The sequence below is a fragment of the Arthrobacter sp. TJ-178 genome (assembly GCF_058269275.1).
Window position 1 is genome coordinate 223807 of sequence record NZ_JBZCNK010000004.1, and the last position, 15995, is coordinate 239801.

Consider the following 15995-nt stretch of genomic DNA (forward strand, 5'->3'; position numbering starts at 1 on the left):
GGGTGCTGCGGGCAGGGACTAGAACTTCGCGTCGTAGCGGTAAAGGAAAGCCGCCATGGCGTCGCGCTTAATCGGCTCGTACGGACGGAATGTTCCGTCGGTCCATCCGGTGGAAATCCCGGTGGAATTCAACCAGCTGATCTCCTTGTAATACTGGTTGGTCACTGCAACGTCCCTAAAGGGTGAGACCTTCGGTGCACTGTAGGCGGGCTTTCCGGCCAAGCGGTAGAGGAAAGCGGCCATAGCGTCACGGTTGATGTCCAGTTTGGGGCCGAAAGTGTTTCCGTTCCAGCCGGTAGCCACTCCCTTGGCGGCGAGCCAGTTGATTTCCTTGTAGAACTCGCTTCCGCCAATATCCCTAAACTTGGAGGCGGCCGGCGGCGCATAGGAGGGGCTGCCCTTAATCCGGTAGAGGAAAGCGGCCATGGCCTCACGGCTGACAGGCTCCAGGGGCCGGAAGGTCCCGTCCGCATACCCTGTGGTGATCTTTGCATTCTTGAGCCAGGTGATTTCCTTGGCAAAGGCCCTGCCCGCGGGAACATCCCGGAACGGACCCTGCGGTGCGGCCGGTGCGGCTGCGGGTGTATCCCGGGCAAAAGCGGTCAGTCCTGCTGCTGTCCCGTTCCAGACGTTCGAGTCGCCCACGAACGGTCCGGTGCTGCTGTACTGCCAGAGGCTGTAGAAACTCCAGCTGGCCGGGAGGGGGCCGGCGCCAACTTCGTTGTAGCTGGCAATGTGCAGCGGGTTTTCGCTGAATGCGGCACTGTTGCCGGTGCAGTAGGACCACCAGTCCGTGGTGGTGTAAATCATCGGTGCCCGGCCCGTCCGGGCCTTGACCTGGTTGGAGAATGCCTTGATCCAGTTGACCATCTGGGTCTGGCTCATGTCGTAGCAGGTGTTACCCAGGGAAGCGTAGGGGTTGTATTCAATATCCAGGAGCGGGGGAAGTGTTTTGCCGTCCGCCGACCAGCCCCCTCCGTTGTTGACAAAGTAATTTGCCTGTTCAACGGCCGAGGAGACGTTCGGGAGCGCGAAGTGGTAGGCACCGCGAACCATGCCCACGTTATAAGAACCGGCGTACTGCTGGCCGAAGTTCGGGTTCTTGTATCCGGTGCCCTCGGTGGCCTTCGCATAGGCAAACCTGGATCCCTGTGACCAGGCACGGTTCCAATCGACATTGCCCTGGTGGCTGGAGACATCCATGCCCTGGATGCCGGCGGGCCGCCAGTTTCCCCCCAGTTCTTCGGCTGCCTCAGGATCAACGGCCTCAGGATCAACCGCCTGCGCCTTTGCCGCACTGGAATCGAGGCCCTGCTGCGGAGCTTCGGCGGCGGGGGCAGAGCCAGCCTCGTTCGGAGCCGGCACCTGCGCGTCTCCGGAGATGTTGAGCCGCTGCATGCCCTGGCCCATGCTCGCGCCGTTCTCTCCGATGATCCGGGCCTGCTCGGCCTCGCTGAGTCCGCTGCTCGGCGTATCAGCGGTGACGGCGGGCACTGCAGCGCCGGCCGGGCCGGCCAGGGCTGAAACCGCCAAGATGGCAGCGAGGGCTACTGAGGTCAGTCCCGTTGAAAGAGTTGTTTTTTTCATTATGTCCTGGATGAGAAGTGGATGAATTTCCCGCGTTGTCCGCAGATGTGAAAAACCCCCCACGGTTCTTCTTTAACGCTCTGCAATGCTGCGAAGTTGTACCTAAGCCCGCGACGAAGCCCCGGCACTAATGGAGGCACCGGACCGCTTTCAGTACCGTGGCAATAGATGCCGCGGGCTACTTATACCGTAGGGCACGATATTTCTGTGCATCAGACCGGCATAGGCGAAATGAGTATTTTGCAGGTAAATCGTTACATACCCGCATTTCGTTCGTCTAGAGTCGCAGGACGAAAATCCCGCTGAACTCCCGAGAAAGACAAGTCTGCTACCGGGAATCGTGAATTTCCTTCTCTTCAGACGGTCCCGCGGATGCCTTTAGGGCGGTTCCTGCATTTCGGAGGGCGTCCGGATTGTTACGGAGCGGGGCGGACCCCGTTCGCCGGACGGGACATTGACCCTAAATGCGCTGCAGCTGCCTCCGCTAATACATCAGACCCGGTGCATCTTTGCGGGAAACCGGGTCAAAGAAATGCCTGCCCGGCCGGCTCCGCCAAGCGGTAGGCTCAGAACTCCGGACAGGTACCCCTGACCGGACCTGTGAGGATTGGAGCATCATGGCAGCCGAAGTACTGGTAATTGTTGGAATGGGCGGCATGGGGCAGGCCGTTCTGCGCCGCTCGGGCGCCGGACGCAAAGTGCTGCTGGCCGATTTCGACGAATCACTCCTGGAGACTGCCGTAGCCACCGCGCTCGGGGACGGATACGACGTCGTTTCCCAGCGTGTGGACGTGTCCTCCCGCAATTCCGTGGCAGCGCTGGCGGCAACTGCTGCGGAGCTCGGGACTGTCACCGGCGTTGTGCATACCGCGGGGCTCTCCCCCGTCCAGGCACCCGTGGATGCCATTTGGAAGGTGGATCTGTTCGGTACCGCCGTGGTCCTGGATGAGTTCCAGAAGGTTATTGCTCCGGGAGGGTCCGGGGTCTTCATCTCCAGCATGTCCGCCTACATGGTGGGCAGCCGGATTCCCGATGACGCACTGGCCAGCCTTGCCGCAGTACCGACAGACGACCTGCTCCTCGTCCCGTTCCTCGCCGGCATTGACAACCCCGGATATGCCTACGGCATCGCCAAGCGGGCCAATCAGGTACGGGTTCAGGCCGCGAGCCTTGCCTGGGGTGCCCGCGGGGCGCGCGTCAACAGCATCAGCCCCGGCGTTATTTCCACGCCCATGGGCCAGCAGGAACTGGCCGGCGAATCGGGCGCGCAGATGCGGGCCATGATTGAGGGCTCCGGCACCAAGCGCGTGGGCACACCGGGCGACATTGCCAACGCCGCAGCCTTCCTCCTGGGCCCGGACGCCAGTTTCATCACCGGAATGGACATGCTGGTGGACGGCGGCGTGGTGGCCGCCGTCGACACCTCGCAGCGCGCCCGCGTGGCCGGCTAAACGAACCCGCCACGGACGGCGCAGCCCACCTGCTATGCCGTCCGCCAGGCCAGTTCGGAGCTGCCGTAGCGCGGCGGAGGCCAGCTGTACTCCAGCTGTGTTCCGTTGATCAGCAGCGGCGGCGGCGCATAGACCAGATCGCCGTAGCTGCTTCGGCAGCTGCGCAGCGCCGGCTCGAACACCACCGCCTCGGTGCCGGGCGGCGGGACGGGCAGGCTCATCAGTTCCAGAGCCGTCCGGGCCAAGGACAAATGAGCGGATCCGGTCACTCCGCTGAAAGGTGCTGCCGCCAGGGCGACGGCGGCAGCTGCCATGCCCAGCCCGGTGGCGTAGTCCAGGATCTGCACCGGAAGGGCGCCCGGCCGCCACTGGCCGTCCTCCCCCGTGCTCCCGTATAGGTGGGAGATACCCGCCGCGGCCTGCACGATGCTGTCAAAACCCCGCCGCCCGCTCCACCCGCCCTGATCTCCCCAGGCATCGAGGGAGACCACGGCCAGCCCGGGATGGTCCGCACGCAGCGACGCCGCATCCAGCCCGAAGCGGGACATCGACCCGCCGCGGTAGGCGGTCAGGACGACGTCGGCCCCCTCCAGCAGCAGGCGCAGCTTCCGGAAGGCCTCCGGGTCGTTGAAGTCCGCCACCGCGCTGCGTTTGGAGAACCCCGTATCCACATATTGGTCTTCCAATTCCGGAACGGCCGGCGGGTCCACGCGCAGCACGTCCGCACCCAGGGAGCCGAGGATCCGGCTGCCTGAGGGACCGGCAATGACCCGGGTCAGGTCCAGGACGCGCAGGCCGGCCAGGATGCCGCGGCCGCCCTTTGGCAGGGGCGGAGGCCCGGCAGCTTCTTCGATATCCAGCCGCAGCCACGGTTCCTGACGCACAGCGCGTCCGGGCTCGGAAGCCGCCCATTCTTCAGGGCTTCGCACCGTGGAGGCCAGACCGCCGTGGTCCGTAACTGCGTTTTCGACTTCTGCCGAGGTGAGCCGGCGCACGGCACGGTCCACTTCCTCGGGCCCGCGGATTTCCAGGGCTTCCAGCAGGGCCCGTTCATGATGCGGATAATTGGCATGCAGCCGCACCCAGCCGTCGGCGCTGCGCCGAAAACCGGACAGCGGGGCAAATCCCACCACCGGCAGTCCGTCGATGCGCAGGTGGGTGAACGAGGCGAAGGACGCCGCCGCGCCGTCGGAGGCAAAGCTGACCTGGTCCCGGCGCCCGGCGGCCGAACCATAGGCAGCGACGGCGGTTGCCAGCGTCTGAAGGGCTCCCAGCCCGAGGCCTTCGACGTCGAGCGGTCCCGCCCACCACCACCGCGGTCCCAAGCAGCCAGCCGCTTCAACGCCTTCGGGCAACAGCGGTTCCAGGCTGCGCCAGAGCTCCGGCAGAGGTGTTTGATCCGTCATAGACGAAGTATGCATGGGAAAAGCACCGGTTTGCACCGGTGCTTTTCACGTGCCCTGCCTGTGGAAACCCTAGGCAGCCACGATTGTTTCTTCTTCCCTGACCCGGGCGAGCTCGTCGGACAGCCGGGTCCGGCGGACGCTCCACAGGTGGGTCAGCACCAGCAGTGCTGCCGCCACAACCAGCCACAGCGCCAGCTTGAGTCCGTCAGTGCCGAAGGACTGCCCCGGGAAGTACACCATGCTCTGTGCCGCGTGCAGCCAGGCTGCGCCGTTCCAGAACGTTCCCAGCGCCGCAAAGAACGGCGGCAGGGTTTCGGATGTGAAAATGCCGCCGGAGCTGGTGAAGTTCAGCATGACAAACAGCATGGTGAGGGTGGGAGTGGTCCACTTCCGCAGCACCGGATGCAGGGCGACGCCCAGCAGGGCAATGGTGGTGACGTAGAGCCAGGACAACAGCCACAGGCCCCAGAGTCCGTGTTCCAGGATGCCGTAGATGGGCCCGGCGATGATCACGCCGATCGCCGCAACCACTGCGGAACTGCCGACGACGACGGCGGCCCGCCACGGGACGGATACCCGTCCGGCCACCGCCGAGATCGCCACCGCGCTGGAGTAGGCGCCCACGCTCAGTCCCACGAGCAGGAAAAAGAGCCCCTGCGAGGTGGGGTCATGCTCGTTCGTGGGAACCACGTCCACAATGTCCAGCGGCAGGTGCTGGTCAAAAGCCAGGGGCTGGAAGATTTTCTTCGCCACCTCCGCTGTTGTCGCGGATGCCGCCGAGGCAACATACAGCGTGGCCTGATCCGCGCCGGGTTCATAGGCGGCGGAAATTTCGCGGTCCTCCATAAGCTGGCGGGCCGTGCCGGCGTCGGCGACCACACGGGCCTGCAGGCGTCCGGGCTCGGCGTCGTTGAGCTGCTGGGCGAAGACAGCGGCGGGGGCACCGGAGCCGACAACAGCCAGGGACAGATGGTTGGGCTCGGGTTCGTGGAAGGCACCCAGGTAGGCCAGCCCCATTCCCGCGGCCAGGAAGAACGGAATCAGAAGATGCATTCCCAGCGACTTCCAGAAAGAAGCTGCTGGGATGGAAGCCGCACGTCCCGGCCGGGTTGGCCGGTTTGTCCGCGCCGGGCGGAGGGGCTCAGGTGACAGTACGGAAGTGGACGGGTCAGGCATGGGACCTCTCTGGATACGGCGCGGAAAACTCCGACGTAAGTTGCACTATGCAACACTCTATTGTTGCATAGTGCAACATCACCTTCTTACCGCGGCCCCGCTCCCTCTGAAGAAGGTAAGTTGGAGGGGTGGCACAACAGGACAGGTCCAGGGACACAGCAGTGGGAAGCGTCTACGACCAGATTGACGCGATCTACCGGCGGGCCGTTGCCCGCTCGCGGCGGATCAATGCCCCTCTCACGCAGGTCGAGCAGTCTCTCCTGGCCTTCATCGGCAGCAACCCCGGGTGCCGTGCCACGGACATCGCTTCCGCCTTCTCGCTGAACCGCTCCACCGTTTCCCGCCAGGTGCACGCCTTGGCGGAGCTTGGCCTGGTGGTGGAGGACGACGACGGCGACAACCAGCCGCGCCGCGGCCGCGCCCTGTCAGTGACTGATGAGGGGGCAGACCGCCTCCGGCGCTCCCTGGCCATTCACCGCGAAGCTGTCCGCCACCGCCTGGATGGCTGGAGCGAATCCGAGCTGACGGAGTTCGCCGCCGCTTTGGAGCGTTTCAACGCTGCCAAGGACGCCTAGGGGTTCAGCAGGCCCCATCCGGCTCCGCCAAACCAGATGACCCCCGTCACGAGGTAAAAGAAACCCATCGCTTTGATGGTGGGAACATCGGCCATGGAGAAGGCACCCGCCGGAACGCCTCTGGTCTCGCGGTAAATGCGGACCCAGATCGCAGCGGAACCGCGGAAGTCACGCAAGAGACACCATCCTGTGACTGCCAGCGCCGCTCCCGCTACTGCCACGCCGGGCAGCACCGCCCAAAAACGGTTGACGACTGCACCCAAAATTATTGCGGCCACACCTGCGGCGAAAGCAATCCGGAATGTACTGCGGGCGGGCTGAGGAAGCTCCCTCAGAAGCCGTCGGAGGCCTCTCACTGTTTTCACGGCCCAGCCTCACTGTCCGTAATCCGGCGCGGCAGGGAGGCCCGCAAACTCTTCCAAGGTGGTTCCGGCGTCGCGGATGGAAAGGGACTGCTCCGCCCCGACATACCGAAGGTGCCACGGTTCGTGGGCGTACCCGGTGATGTGTTCGGCGCCTGCCGGATAACGGACGATGAAACCGTAGTAATGGGCGTTGGCTGCAGCCCAGGAACCCGCCAGACTTTCAACAAAACAGGCTTCCAGGGCGCAGCTTCCGTCCGGGTTGGCGATATCGATGGCCAGCCCTGTCTGGTGCTCGCTGTAACCGGGGCGGGCGGAAATGGAGTCCGCCGTTTCCGGACCAAAGTTCTCCGTGTAGGAAACGTACAGCTGGTCCTGCTCGGCTCCGGTCCGGAAACCGCTCACGGCAGAAATAGGCACTCCGGCAGCGGCCGCTTCCGCAGCCATCTGCAGGTAGGCCTCCGCCGCCTCGACCCGCAGGGGAACGCCGTCGGCGTCAGCAAGATCCTGCGGAACGTAATCCACCGGCAGCGGACGCTGCTTGTTGACCACCACCAAAGTGCTGTCCGGGGAATCGGAATCCACCGCATCGGGCTGCGCCGGCAGTTCCGGGAGCTCTGCCGCCTGGGCCTCGACCGGGAGCTGCGCCGACTGAGCCGGAACCTCTTTGGACCCGGGCCCGGAAAGGTACACCAGCAGCAGGCACAGACAGACACCGGCAAGGACAGCGATGGAATTCCGAACGAACTGACGCGGCATATTTACCTCCTCCCCCAGACTGTTCCATAACGGTTCTGCGGTGCACAGGAGCGACGCGAAACCATGTTCTCCACGTGGCTGCCGGTGTTAGGGTCCTCCCATGCCCCAGCAGCTCCCGCCGGACAACACTTTCGATCACCGCGTTCCCTGGACGGCGAACACGTGGGCTACATCCACATGACCGACGCCGGCACCAACATTCCGTTTGATCTGCTGCACCGCCGGCGCGCGGAGCCTCTGGAACGGGAGGAGGCGGAGAGGATCCTGGACGACCTCGGGCTGGCGATGTTCACGGCGAAGGAGCACTGACATGAATCCGTATCTGGTCCTCCTGCGCGGCATCAACGTGGGCGGCAGGAACAAGATCCCCATGAAGGCGCTGCGGGAGCATCTGGAAGAGCTGGGGTACCGGCAGGTGTCGACGTACATAGCCAGCGGCAACGTCCTCCTCACCGCGTCCGCTTCACCCGAAGAGGTGGGCGAGGAGATCGAAGCGGCACTGGTGGAGAAATTCGACCTCGACGACGAACTCATCAAGGTGCTGGTGCTCACTCCCGAACAGCTGCACAGCGTGATCGGCCACAAGCCGGAGGGGTTCGGGGAGCAGCCGGAGAAGTACCACTCCGATGCGATCTTCCTGATGGACATCGACGCCGAAACGGCCATGACGGCGTTCCGGCCGCGGGAAGGTGTGGATGACGTCTGGGCCGGGGACGGCGTCGTTTATTCGCAGCGGCTCAGCTCGGAACTCACGCGAAGCCGGTTGAGTGCGATTGTGGCCTCACCGCTGTACAAGTCCATGACCATCCGCAGCTGGAACACCACCATGAAGCTGTCGGAGCGCTTTCAGCTGTAGCGGAGATTTCCTGCTTTCCCGGGCGGGGAGTTGCCGCCGTGGGAACCGCTAGCGTGGAAGGCATGGACTACAAGTACGACGTCGAGATCCTCCACCTGCTCGTCTCAGGCAGCCACGCCTATTTCGGACGTGCCCGGGACGGTGCAGCCGACGTCCCCACCACCGATGCCGAGCGGGTGGAGGTGGTGGCCGGGAAGGGGATCGTCGGGGACCGGTTCTTCGGCAAGGCGGCCCACATGGACGCTGCCGTCACCCTCTTCGCCGTCGAGTCCCTGGAGGCAATCGCTGCGGACCTTGAGGCGGAGCCATTCGATCCGCTGCTGCCCCGGCGCAATGTGGTGCTCCGCGGTGCGGAACTTGTGCCGCTCATCGGGCAGGACTTCACCCTCCAAACAGCTGCAGGCAGCGTAACCTTCCACGGCGGCCGGCACGCGCACCCGTGTGCCTGGATGGATGCTGTCCTGGCTCCCGGGGCGCATAAGGCGATGCGGGGCCGGGGCGGGCTGCGCTGCAGGCCGCTGACCAGCGGCATCCTCCAGCGCGGTCCGGCGGTGCTCATCAGCCCGGTGCCGCTGGATCCTGCCGGTGCCGGCAGAGCCTCCCTGCCCCGTCCCGGCCGGTTGCCCTAACCGGGAACTTCATGCTTGGACCGGCGGATCCTCCCCTACCAGACCGTCGATCGATTCCCTGATCAGATCGGCATGCCCCACATGGCGGGAATACTCCTCGATCAAATCAATCAACATGCGGCGGAGGCTCCCGACCTCGCCGCCGGCAGCCGGCAGCAACTGGTCGAGCCCTCCGTTGTCCAGCGCCTCGGCAAGGCTTACCCGGGAACGCGCTACGGCATCGTTCCACAGGCGGTAGAGATCCTCGGGGCTGTCGCCGGCACCGGTGCGCCAGTCCCAGTCCCCGTCATTTTCCCAATCCACCGTGTTCCACGGAGCGCCGGGATCCCGGCCCCAGAGGCGCCAGGAGAAGTAGATGTCCTCCACTCCGGCCAGATGCTTGAGCAGCCCGCCCAGTGTTATGGCGGAGGAGCCGAATTGCACGGCCAGCGCTTCGGCATCGAGGCCTGCTGTTTTCCAGGCAAAGGTTGTCCGCTGACGGTCCAGGGATCCGGCCAGGGTTTCCGCTTCGGTTCCGGCCAGCGGCGGCTCAATGCGGCCGGCTGAGTTGGTGTCAGTCATGCCGCCAGAGACTAGTCCCGGGAAAAGACCCTGTCCATAAGTGCCCGCAAAACAAAGGTCCGGCTCCCTGAGGAGCCGGACCTTTGTTTTGCGGAACTAGAAGTCCCAGTCGTCGTCTTCCGTGTTGACGGCCTTGCCGATCACGTAGGAGGAACCGGACCCGGAGAAGAAGTCGTGGTTCTCGTCGGCGTTCGGGGACAGAGCCGACAGGATCGCCGGGTTCACGTCCGTCACGGAGGACGGGAACATGGCTTCGTAGCCCAGGTTCATCAGCGCCTTGTTGGCGTTGTAGTGCAGGAACTTCTTGACGTCTTCGGCCAGGCCGACGCCGTCATACAGGTCGTGCGTGTACTGGACTTCGTTTTCGTACAGCTCAAAGAGCAGCTCGAACGTGTAGTCCTTGATCTCAGCCTTACGCTCTTCCGAGGCGCCTTCCAGGCCCTTCTGGAACTTGTAGCCGATGTAGTAGCCGTGCACGGCCTCATCACGGATGATCAGGCGGATCAGGTCAGCCGTGTTTGTCAGCTTGGCCCGCGAGGACCAGTACATCGGCAGGTAGAACCCGGAGTAGAAGAGGAAGGACTCCAGCAGGGTGGAGGCGACCTTGCGCTTCAGGGGGTCATCGCCGCGGTAGTAATCCGTGACGATGTGGGCTTTCTTCTGCAGGTTCTCGTTCTCGGTGGACCAGCGGAACGCCTCGTCGATCTCCTTCGTGGAGGCCAGCGTGGAGAAAATCGAAGAGTAGCTCTTAGCGTGCACGGACTCCATGAACGCAATGTTCGTGTAGACCGCTTCCTCGTGCGGGGTGATCGCATCGGGGATCAGCGAGACGGCGCCGACGGTGGCCTGCATGGTGTCCAGCAGGGTCAGGCCGGTGAACACGCGCATGGTCAGCTGCTGCTCTTCCGGAGTGAGCGTGTTCCACGACTGGACGTCGTTGGACAGCGGCACCTTCTCCGGCAGCCAGAAGTTGTTGACCAGACGGTTCCAGACTTCCACGTCCTTATCGTCCTGGATGCGGTTCCAGTTGATCGCCTGGACGCTGTCGATCAGCTTCAGCTTCTCGGTCATGAATAATTCCTTGTCTTGAAAGAGTGCGAGGGGTTAGGCGAAAACGGCGCTGCTGCTTACAGCATGCAGCTGACGCAGCCCTCCACCTCAGTGCCCTCAAGCGCGAGCTGGCGCAGGCGGATGTAGTAGATGGTCTTGATGCCCTTGCGCCATGCGTAGATCTGCGCCTTGTTGATGTCACGCGTGGTGGCGGTGTCCTTGAAGAACAGCGTCAGGGACAGGCCCTGGTCCACGTGCTGCGTGGCAGCAGCGTAGGTGTCGATGATCTTCTCGTAGCCGATTTCGTACGCATCCTGGTAGTACTCCAGGTTGTCGTTCGTCAGGTACGGAGCCGGGTAGTAAACGCGGCCCAGCTTGCCTTCCTTGCGGATCTCGATCTTCGCAGCCACCGGGTGGATGGAGGAGGTCGAGTTGTTGATGTAGGAGATGGAGCCGGTCGGCGGCACCGCCTGCAGGTTCTGGTTGTAGATGCCGTGCTCCATGACGGAGGCCTTCAGCGCGGCCCAGTCAGCCTGCGTGGGGATGTGGATGCCCTCGAAGAGTTCACGCACGCGCTGCGTCTTCGGGACCCATTCCTGGTTGACGTACTTGTCGAAGAACTCGCCCGTGGCGTATTTGGAGCGGTCGAATCCGGCAAACTTGCGGCCGGTCTCGATCGAGAGCAGGTTCGAGGCGCGCACAGCGTGGTAAACCACGGAGTAGAAGTAGATGTTCGTGAAGTCGATGCCTTCTTCGGAGCCGTAGTACACCCGCTCCCGTGCCAGGTAGCCGTGCAGGTTCATCTGGCCCAGGCCGATGGCGTGCGAGGCGTCGTTGCCCTTGGCGATGGACGGCACGGAACCGATGTGGCTCATGTCCGACACAGCAGTCAGGGCGCGGATGGACGTCTCGATGGTCTGGCCGAAGTCCGGGGAGTCCATCGTCTTGGCGATGTTCAGCGAACCAAGGTTGCAGGAGATGTCCTTGCCGGTCTCGGCGTAGGAGAGGTCATCGTTGTACGTGGTGGGCTCGGAGACCTGGAGGATCTCGGAGCACAGGTTGGACATGATGATCTTGCCCTCGATCGGGTTTTCCCGGTTCACCGTGTCCTCGAACATGATGTACGGGTAACCGGACTCGAACTGGATCTCGGCGAGGGTCTGGAAGAAGTCGCGGGCCCGGATCTTGGTCTTCTTGATCCGCGCGTCGTCCACCATCTCGTAGTACTTCTCGGTGACCGAGATGTCGGAGAACGGGACGCCGTAGACCTTTTCGACGTCGTACGGGGAGAACAGGTACATGTCCTCGTCGCGCTTGGCCAGCTCAAAGGTGATGTCGGGAACGACGACGCCGAGGGAGAGGGTCTTGATGCGGATCTTCTCGTCGGCATTTTCGCGCTTGGTGTCCAGGAACCGGTTGATGTCCGGGTGGTGTGCGTGCAGGTACACGGCACCGGCACCCTGGCGGGCACCGAGCTGGTTGGCGTAGGAGAAGCTGTCCTCGAGGAGCTTCATCACGGGGATGACGCCGGAGGACTGGTTCTCGATCTGCTTGATCGGCGCGCCGACCTCGCGGATGTTGGTCAGGGCGAAGGCCACGCCGCCGCCGCGCTTGGACAGCTGCAGGGCGGAGTTGATGGAACGGCCGATCGACTCCATGTTGTCTTCGATGCGCAGCAGGAAGCAGGAGACGAGCTCGCCGCGCTGGGCCTTGCCGGCGTTCAGGAACGTGGGGGTGGCGGGCTGGAAGCGGCCGCCGATGATTTCATCCACCATCTGCGTGGCAAGCTTCTCGTCGCCGCGGGCCAGGTGCAGGGCAACCATGCACACACGGTCTTCGTAGCGCTCCAGGTAACGCTTGCCGTCAAACGTCTTCAGCGTGTACGAGGTGTAGAACTTGAAGGCGCCTAGGAAGGTCTCGAAGCGGAACTTCTTCTTGTAGGCGCGCTGGTACAGGTCCTTGATGAAGTCCATGGAGTACTGGTCGAGAGTTTCCTTCTCGTAGTACTCGTTCTTGACCAGGTATTCGAGCTTCTCTTCCAGGTCGTGGAAGAACACGGTGTTGTTGTTCACGTGCTCAAGGAAGTACTGACGCGCAGCAGCGCGGTCGGCGTCGAACTGGATCTCGCCGTTCTTGCCGTACAGGTTCAGCATCGCGTTGAGCTCGTGATAGCCCAGATCCTTATAGGCCGCGGGGAGCTCCTTCGAGTCCGTCATGCCGGCTTCTGCGACTGATGCGTCCAAAACTCTTCCAATCCTTCGTTAACTTTGGCGACGTCGTCGGACGTGCCCATGAGTTCAAATCTATAGAGAACAGGGACCTTGCACTTTGCGGAGACGATGTCCGCCGCAAGGCAATAGGATTCCCCGAAGTTTGTGTTGCCGGCGCCGATGACTCCCCGGATCAGGGAGCGGTTGTGCTCATTGTTCAGGAACTTGATGACCTGTTTGGGAACGGCGCCGCGTGCTGCTGCCCCCGGCTGCGCAGCGGTGCCGCCGTAGGTGGGCAGCAGCAGGACATACGGCCGCTGGGCCAACAACGTGGGTTCTGAGGTGTGCAGCGGGATCTTTCCCGCCTGCGTATCCAGCTTGGCAACGAAGCGGCCGGTGTATCCGGACGCCGATGAAAAGAAAATCAGGGGCGCATCGGTGACTGGATGCTCATGTGCTGCGGATCCCGCTTCCGGGGAAATCCCGGTGCGGTCTGCTATCCCCAGTGTCATGGTCCTGCGCTCCTGACGGTGCGGGTGTTGCGGGTGTGGTGCGGGTGTTGCTGAAGCCGTCTTAGGCTACCGAGGAGACCGATGACTGGGTCAGTTCGGCAATCTTGTCCGGCCGGAAGCCGGACCAGGAATCCTGCTCGGTGACAACAACGGGAGCCTGCATGTAACCCAGTGCGCGGACCCGCTCCAGGGCCTCGGCATCCTGGGACATATCCACGATCTGGTACGTGATGCCCTTCTTGTCCAGCGCCCGGTAAGTAGCGTTGCACTGAACGCAGGAGGGCTTGGTGTAAACCGTAACGGTCATGGTTGGTCTCCCCTTGTGAAGCCTTGAAGTCTGTCCATTGATACTACATCCAGACACTACATCTAGTGCGCAGCCCCCGGGGTAACCCCAAGATGATGTATTACAAGTATGTCATTCCCCTGAGCCGTCGTCCACAGTTAATGCACAGGGCAGGCAGGAAAATTCCGTGGATTTCCGCAGGCCGGCCGCAGGTTCTCCACAGGCTGTGCAGACTGAGTGCACAGCCCGGGCTGCGTAGTGAAGACCACAAATTGAGCGCGTGTCGCGCTCACCCCGGCGTGTCGCCCCGCCGCCCGCACGCGGGTACCCGGCCGCCGGTGCCAACCGGCTAAAGTGGGCGACTGCGGTTCCAGCAGCAGGCCGGCCGCATCAAGGCTCCGGAAGGCGGCAGCAGTGGTAAATCCGATTCACCTCAAGACGCTCCTTGAAGTCATCCGGGTAGGGTCCTTTGCCGCAGCCGCACTCCGGCTTGGCTACACTGCTTCTGCCGTCTCCCAGCAGATGTCTGCCCTGGAACGCGCCACGGGCACCCACCTGTTTGTCCGTTCCGCCCGCACGGCGGCCCCCACGGAGGCAGCCCTTGTCATGGCCCGGCACGCAGCCAAGGTCCTCACGGACATGGATGCGCTCATGGCGGCTTCCGCCCGGGTGGAGGCCGGAACCACCCATGAGCTGCGGCTGGGGATCTTCCCGAGTCTGGCCACCTTCGCCCTGCCGAGGCTGGTGGGCTCCCCCGGCTGGCAGGATCTGGGCATCAATCTGAAGATCCACGTCGCCGAGCCCGGCCAAACCATCCAGGGCCTGCGCACGGGCGGGGAGCTCGACGTCGCACTCATCTACCAGGTGGGCCAGGGCGGGCTGGCCTGGCCCTCCACCATCAGCCGCCAGTGGCTCGGCGACGACGACTTCCGGGTGGTCCTCCCCCGGGCCTGGGGCATCCGTGAAGGATCACAGATCTCCGCCGAGCAGCTTTCGGACATGCCCTGGATCATGCATCACCCGGGAACCCCGGATGCCCTGGTCATTGAACGGCTCTTTGCCGGCTGCAACCTGCACCCCCGCGTGGCGGCCTACTGCGATGACTTCAACGCCAGCCTGGAGATGGCCGCGGCAGGGCTCGGCGCCGCTTTGGTTCCGGAGCTGGCCATGCTCAGCCGGCACGACGGCGTCGTCGTCTTGGACGTACCGGAAATCCGACTCGCCCGCAGCATCTTCGCGCTGATCATCAACGAACGCGAAAATCCGCAGGTCAGGCTCTTCCTCGACCAGCTCGCCGAAGTCCTGCGGACCCACAGCATTGCGCCCCGCGCCGCCGCCGGCGCCTGAAGTGCACGGGGTCTCGAACCCTCCCGTTCGCCGGGCCTGTGACCGTGGCTACAGAATGCCTCTCCCGCCCGGGACCGTGACCATAATGTAACAATGCCTTCTACCGGAACTCTCTTTCGCCGAACAGGGAGCATGCTTCGCGGCACCACTCTCTCCGGCGTTTCCAGCCGTCTCAAGGGCATCCTGCGCTACACGCGCCTGCAGCTCTCCATCAAGGCAGCCCTTGCCGTGGCCGTTGCCTGGACCGTCGCTCCGATGGTGCCCGGTGTCGCCGCGCAGTACCCGTACTACGCCCCGCTGGGTGCCCTGGTGAGCATGTACCCCACCGTCTCGGGTTCCGCGAAGGCCGGCATCCAAACCCTGATCGGACTCGTCACCGGCATTGCCCTGGCCCTGACCGCCTTGCTCTTCGGCAGCCCCACCACCTGGACCATCGCCCTCATTGTGGGCGTTGGAGTTCTGCTCGCCGGCATCCCCAAGCTGGGCGCCGGCCAGGACTACCTTCCCATGGCAGCCCTGTTTGTGCTGGTGGTCGGCAGTGACGATCCGGACGGCTACTCACTGGGCTACACCGTGCAGATGCTGGTGGGCGTAGCCGTGGGCCTGAGCATCAACGCCGTTGTCTTCCCGCCGCTGCATCTGAACGGCGCCGTGGACGGACTGGCATCCCTGCGCCTGGCCCTGTCCCGCCAGCTCAAGGAAATGGGGACCGCCATTACGGAGTCCTGGCCGCCGAAACATGAGGACTGGTCGGGCCGCCGCAGCGAACTCATCTCCTTCAGCAAGGAAGTGCGTGAGTCCGTCCAGCTCGCGGAACGCAGCCGCTTCGGCAACCTGCGCAGCCGCCGCCACACCCGCGATCTCGACGGGGACTACCGGGCGCTGCGGGCCATGGAGCGGGTGACGCTGTATGTGGAGGACATGACCGAGGTCCTCGCCACCGCCATCTGGACCCTTCCAAAGGATATGCCGGTGCAGGATCAGCTCTCCGAACAGCTGTCCGAGGCGATGCTGGCCTGCGGCGAAGCGGTGGAGAAATGGGATGCGGATACCGAGGAATATGCCCGGGCGCGTGAGGCCGTCCACAAGCTCCAGATCGATATGAACTCCCAGGCATCCCCGGACAGCCCCGTGGACGTCACGGCCTCCCTGGCGATGAGCATGCGCCGGATCCTGCGCACCGTGAAAACCGAAAAAGACCAGCCCTAGCTGCTGCCCGGCCGGGCAG

General features: G+C 63.8%; 17 protein-coding genes. 7 read left to right on the plus strand and 10 right to left on the minus strand.

The features are described 5' to 3' along the window. Nucleotides 1-18: 18 nt before the first annotated feature. Nucleotides 19-1587 carry a GH25 family lysozyme gene (locus tag AC4D2Q_RS12665; RefSeq protein WP_490946778.1) on the minus strand — a complete coding sequence of 523 codons (1569 nt, stop codon included), beginning with the start codon at nucleotides 1585-1587 and terminating at the stop codon, nucleotides 19-21. 617 nt (nucleotides 1588-2204) lie between these two features. Here AC4D2Q_RS12665 and AC4D2Q_RS12670 point away from each other — a divergent pair. Next, nucleotides 2205-3038 (plus strand): SDR family oxidoreductase, encoded by an 834-nt coding sequence (locus AC4D2Q_RS12670; RefSeq protein ID WP_490946780.1) that lies wholly within the window; start codon nucleotides 2205-2207, stop codon nucleotides 3036-3038. A 32-nt stretch (nucleotides 3039-3070) separates the two neighbouring features. Here AC4D2Q_RS12670 and AC4D2Q_RS12675 read toward each other — a convergent pair whose 3' ends face one another. Then, complete coding sequence (locus AC4D2Q_RS12675) at nucleotides 3071-4444, minus strand: CoA transferase (RefSeq protein ID WP_490946782.1); 1374 nt, start codon at nucleotides 4442-4444, stop codon at nucleotides 3071-3073. A 69-nt stretch (nucleotides 4445-4513) separates the two neighbouring features. Continuing rightward, nucleotides 4514-5497 carry a hypothetical protein gene (locus tag AC4D2Q_RS12680; RefSeq protein ID WP_490946783.1) on the minus strand — a complete coding sequence of 328 codons (984 nt, stop codon included), beginning with the start codon at nucleotides 5495-5497 and terminating at the stop codon, nucleotides 4514-4516. Nucleotides 5498-5748: 251 nt separating this feature from the next. Here AC4D2Q_RS12680 and AC4D2Q_RS12685 point away from each other — a divergent pair, with 251 nt between their 5' ends. Next, the gene (locus AC4D2Q_RS12685; protein WP_490925815.1) at nucleotides 5749-6195 is read left to right on the plus strand and encodes a MarR family winged helix-turn-helix transcriptional regulator; all 447 of its coding nucleotides are present in this window, start codon (nucleotides 5749-5751) and stop codon (nucleotides 6193-6195) included. Here the strand turns inward: AC4D2Q_RS12685 and AC4D2Q_RS12690 are convergent. Beyond that, nucleotides 6192-6371 (minus strand): hypothetical protein, encoded by a 180-nt coding sequence (locus tag AC4D2Q_RS12690; protein ID WP_490946784.1) that lies wholly within the window; start codon nucleotides 6369-6371, stop codon nucleotides 6192-6194. The two genes, AC4D2Q_RS12685 and AC4D2Q_RS12690, sit on opposite strands and share 4 nt — an antisense overlap. 198 nt (nucleotides 6372-6569) lie before the next feature. Continuing rightward, nucleotides 6570-7316: a M15 family metallopeptidase gene (locus tag AC4D2Q_RS12695; RefSeq protein ID WP_490946785.1), complete on the minus strand. Its 747-nt coding sequence runs from the start codon at nucleotides 7314-7316 to the stop codon at nucleotides 6570-6572. A gap of 63 nt (nucleotides 7317-7379) precedes the next feature. On the opposite strand from AC4D2Q_RS12695, the gene AC4D2Q_RS12700 reads away from it, so the two are divergent. The 3 genes from AC4D2Q_RS12700 to AC4D2Q_RS12710 all read left to right on the plus strand — a co-directional run bounded on the left by AC4D2Q_RS12700 (nucleotide 7380) and on the right by AC4D2Q_RS12710 (nucleotide 8801). Continuing rightward, the gene (locus AC4D2Q_RS12700) at nucleotides 7380-7625 is read left to right on the plus strand and encodes a hypothetical protein (RefSeq protein WP_490946786.1); all 246 of its coding nucleotides are present in this window, start codon (nucleotides 7380-7382) and stop codon (nucleotides 7623-7625) included. Between the two features lies 1 nt (nucleotide 7626). Next, a complete protein-coding gene (locus AC4D2Q_RS12705; RefSeq protein ID WP_490946787.1) occupies nucleotides 7627-8172 on the plus strand; it encodes a DUF1697 domain-containing protein in 546 nt (181 codons plus the stop codon). Nucleotides 8173-8234: 62 nt separating this feature from the next. Beyond that, a complete protein-coding gene (locus AC4D2Q_RS12710; protein ID WP_490947066.1) occupies nucleotides 8235-8801 on the plus strand; it encodes an MOSC domain-containing protein in 567 nt (188 codons plus the stop codon). A 9-nt stretch (nucleotides 8802-8810) separates the two neighbouring features. Here AC4D2Q_RS12710 and AC4D2Q_RS12715 read toward each other — a convergent pair whose 3' ends face one another. The 5 genes from AC4D2Q_RS12715 to nrdH form a co-directional block, all read right to left on the minus strand. Next, entirely contained in the window at nucleotides 8811-9362 is a 552-nt protein-coding gene (locus AC4D2Q_RS12715) for a mycothiol transferase (RefSeq protein WP_490946788.1), read from the minus strand. A 96-nt stretch (nucleotides 9363-9458) separates the two neighbouring features. After that, a complete protein-coding gene (gene nrdF, locus AC4D2Q_RS12720; protein WP_490946789.1) occupies nucleotides 9459-10433 on the minus strand; it encodes a class 1b ribonucleoside-diphosphate reductase subunit beta in 975 nt (324 codons plus the stop codon). A gap of 56 nt (nucleotides 10434-10489) precedes the next feature. Continuing rightward, nucleotides 10490-12628 carry a class 1b ribonucleoside-diphosphate reductase subunit alpha gene (gene nrdE, locus AC4D2Q_RS12725; RefSeq protein WP_490946790.1) on the minus strand — a complete coding sequence of 713 codons (2139 nt, stop codon included), beginning with the start codon at nucleotides 12626-12628 and terminating at the stop codon, nucleotides 10490-10492. Further along, nucleotides 12625-13134, minus strand: a complete 510-nt coding sequence (gene nrdI, locus AC4D2Q_RS12730) for a class Ib ribonucleoside-diphosphate reductase assembly flavoprotein NrdI (protein WP_490946791.1) — start codon at nucleotides 13132-13134, stop codon at nucleotides 12625-12627. Before nrdI ends, nrdE begins: the two co-directional genes overlap by 4 nt. Nucleotides 13135-13195: 61 nt before the next feature. Continuing rightward, on the minus strand, nucleotides 13196-13441 hold the full coding sequence (gene nrdH, locus AC4D2Q_RS12735) for a glutaredoxin-like protein NrdH (RefSeq protein WP_490925823.1): 246 nt from the start codon (nucleotides 13439-13441) through the stop codon (nucleotides 13196-13198). Between the two features lie 393 nt (nucleotides 13442-13834). Here nrdH and AC4D2Q_RS12740 point away from each other — a divergent pair, with 393 nt between their 5' ends. Continuing rightward, nucleotides 13835-14767: a LysR family transcriptional regulator gene (locus tag AC4D2Q_RS12740; protein WP_490946792.1), complete on the plus strand. Its 933-nt coding sequence runs from the start codon at nucleotides 13835-13837 to the stop codon at nucleotides 14765-14767. Between the two features lie 93 nt (nucleotides 14768-14860). Then, on the plus strand, nucleotides 14861-15976 hold the full coding sequence (locus tag AC4D2Q_RS12745; RefSeq protein WP_490946793.1) for an FUSC family protein: 1116 nt from the start codon (nucleotides 14861-14863) through the stop codon (nucleotides 15974-15976). The last annotated feature ends 19 nt before the right edge of the window (nucleotides 15977-15995 follow it).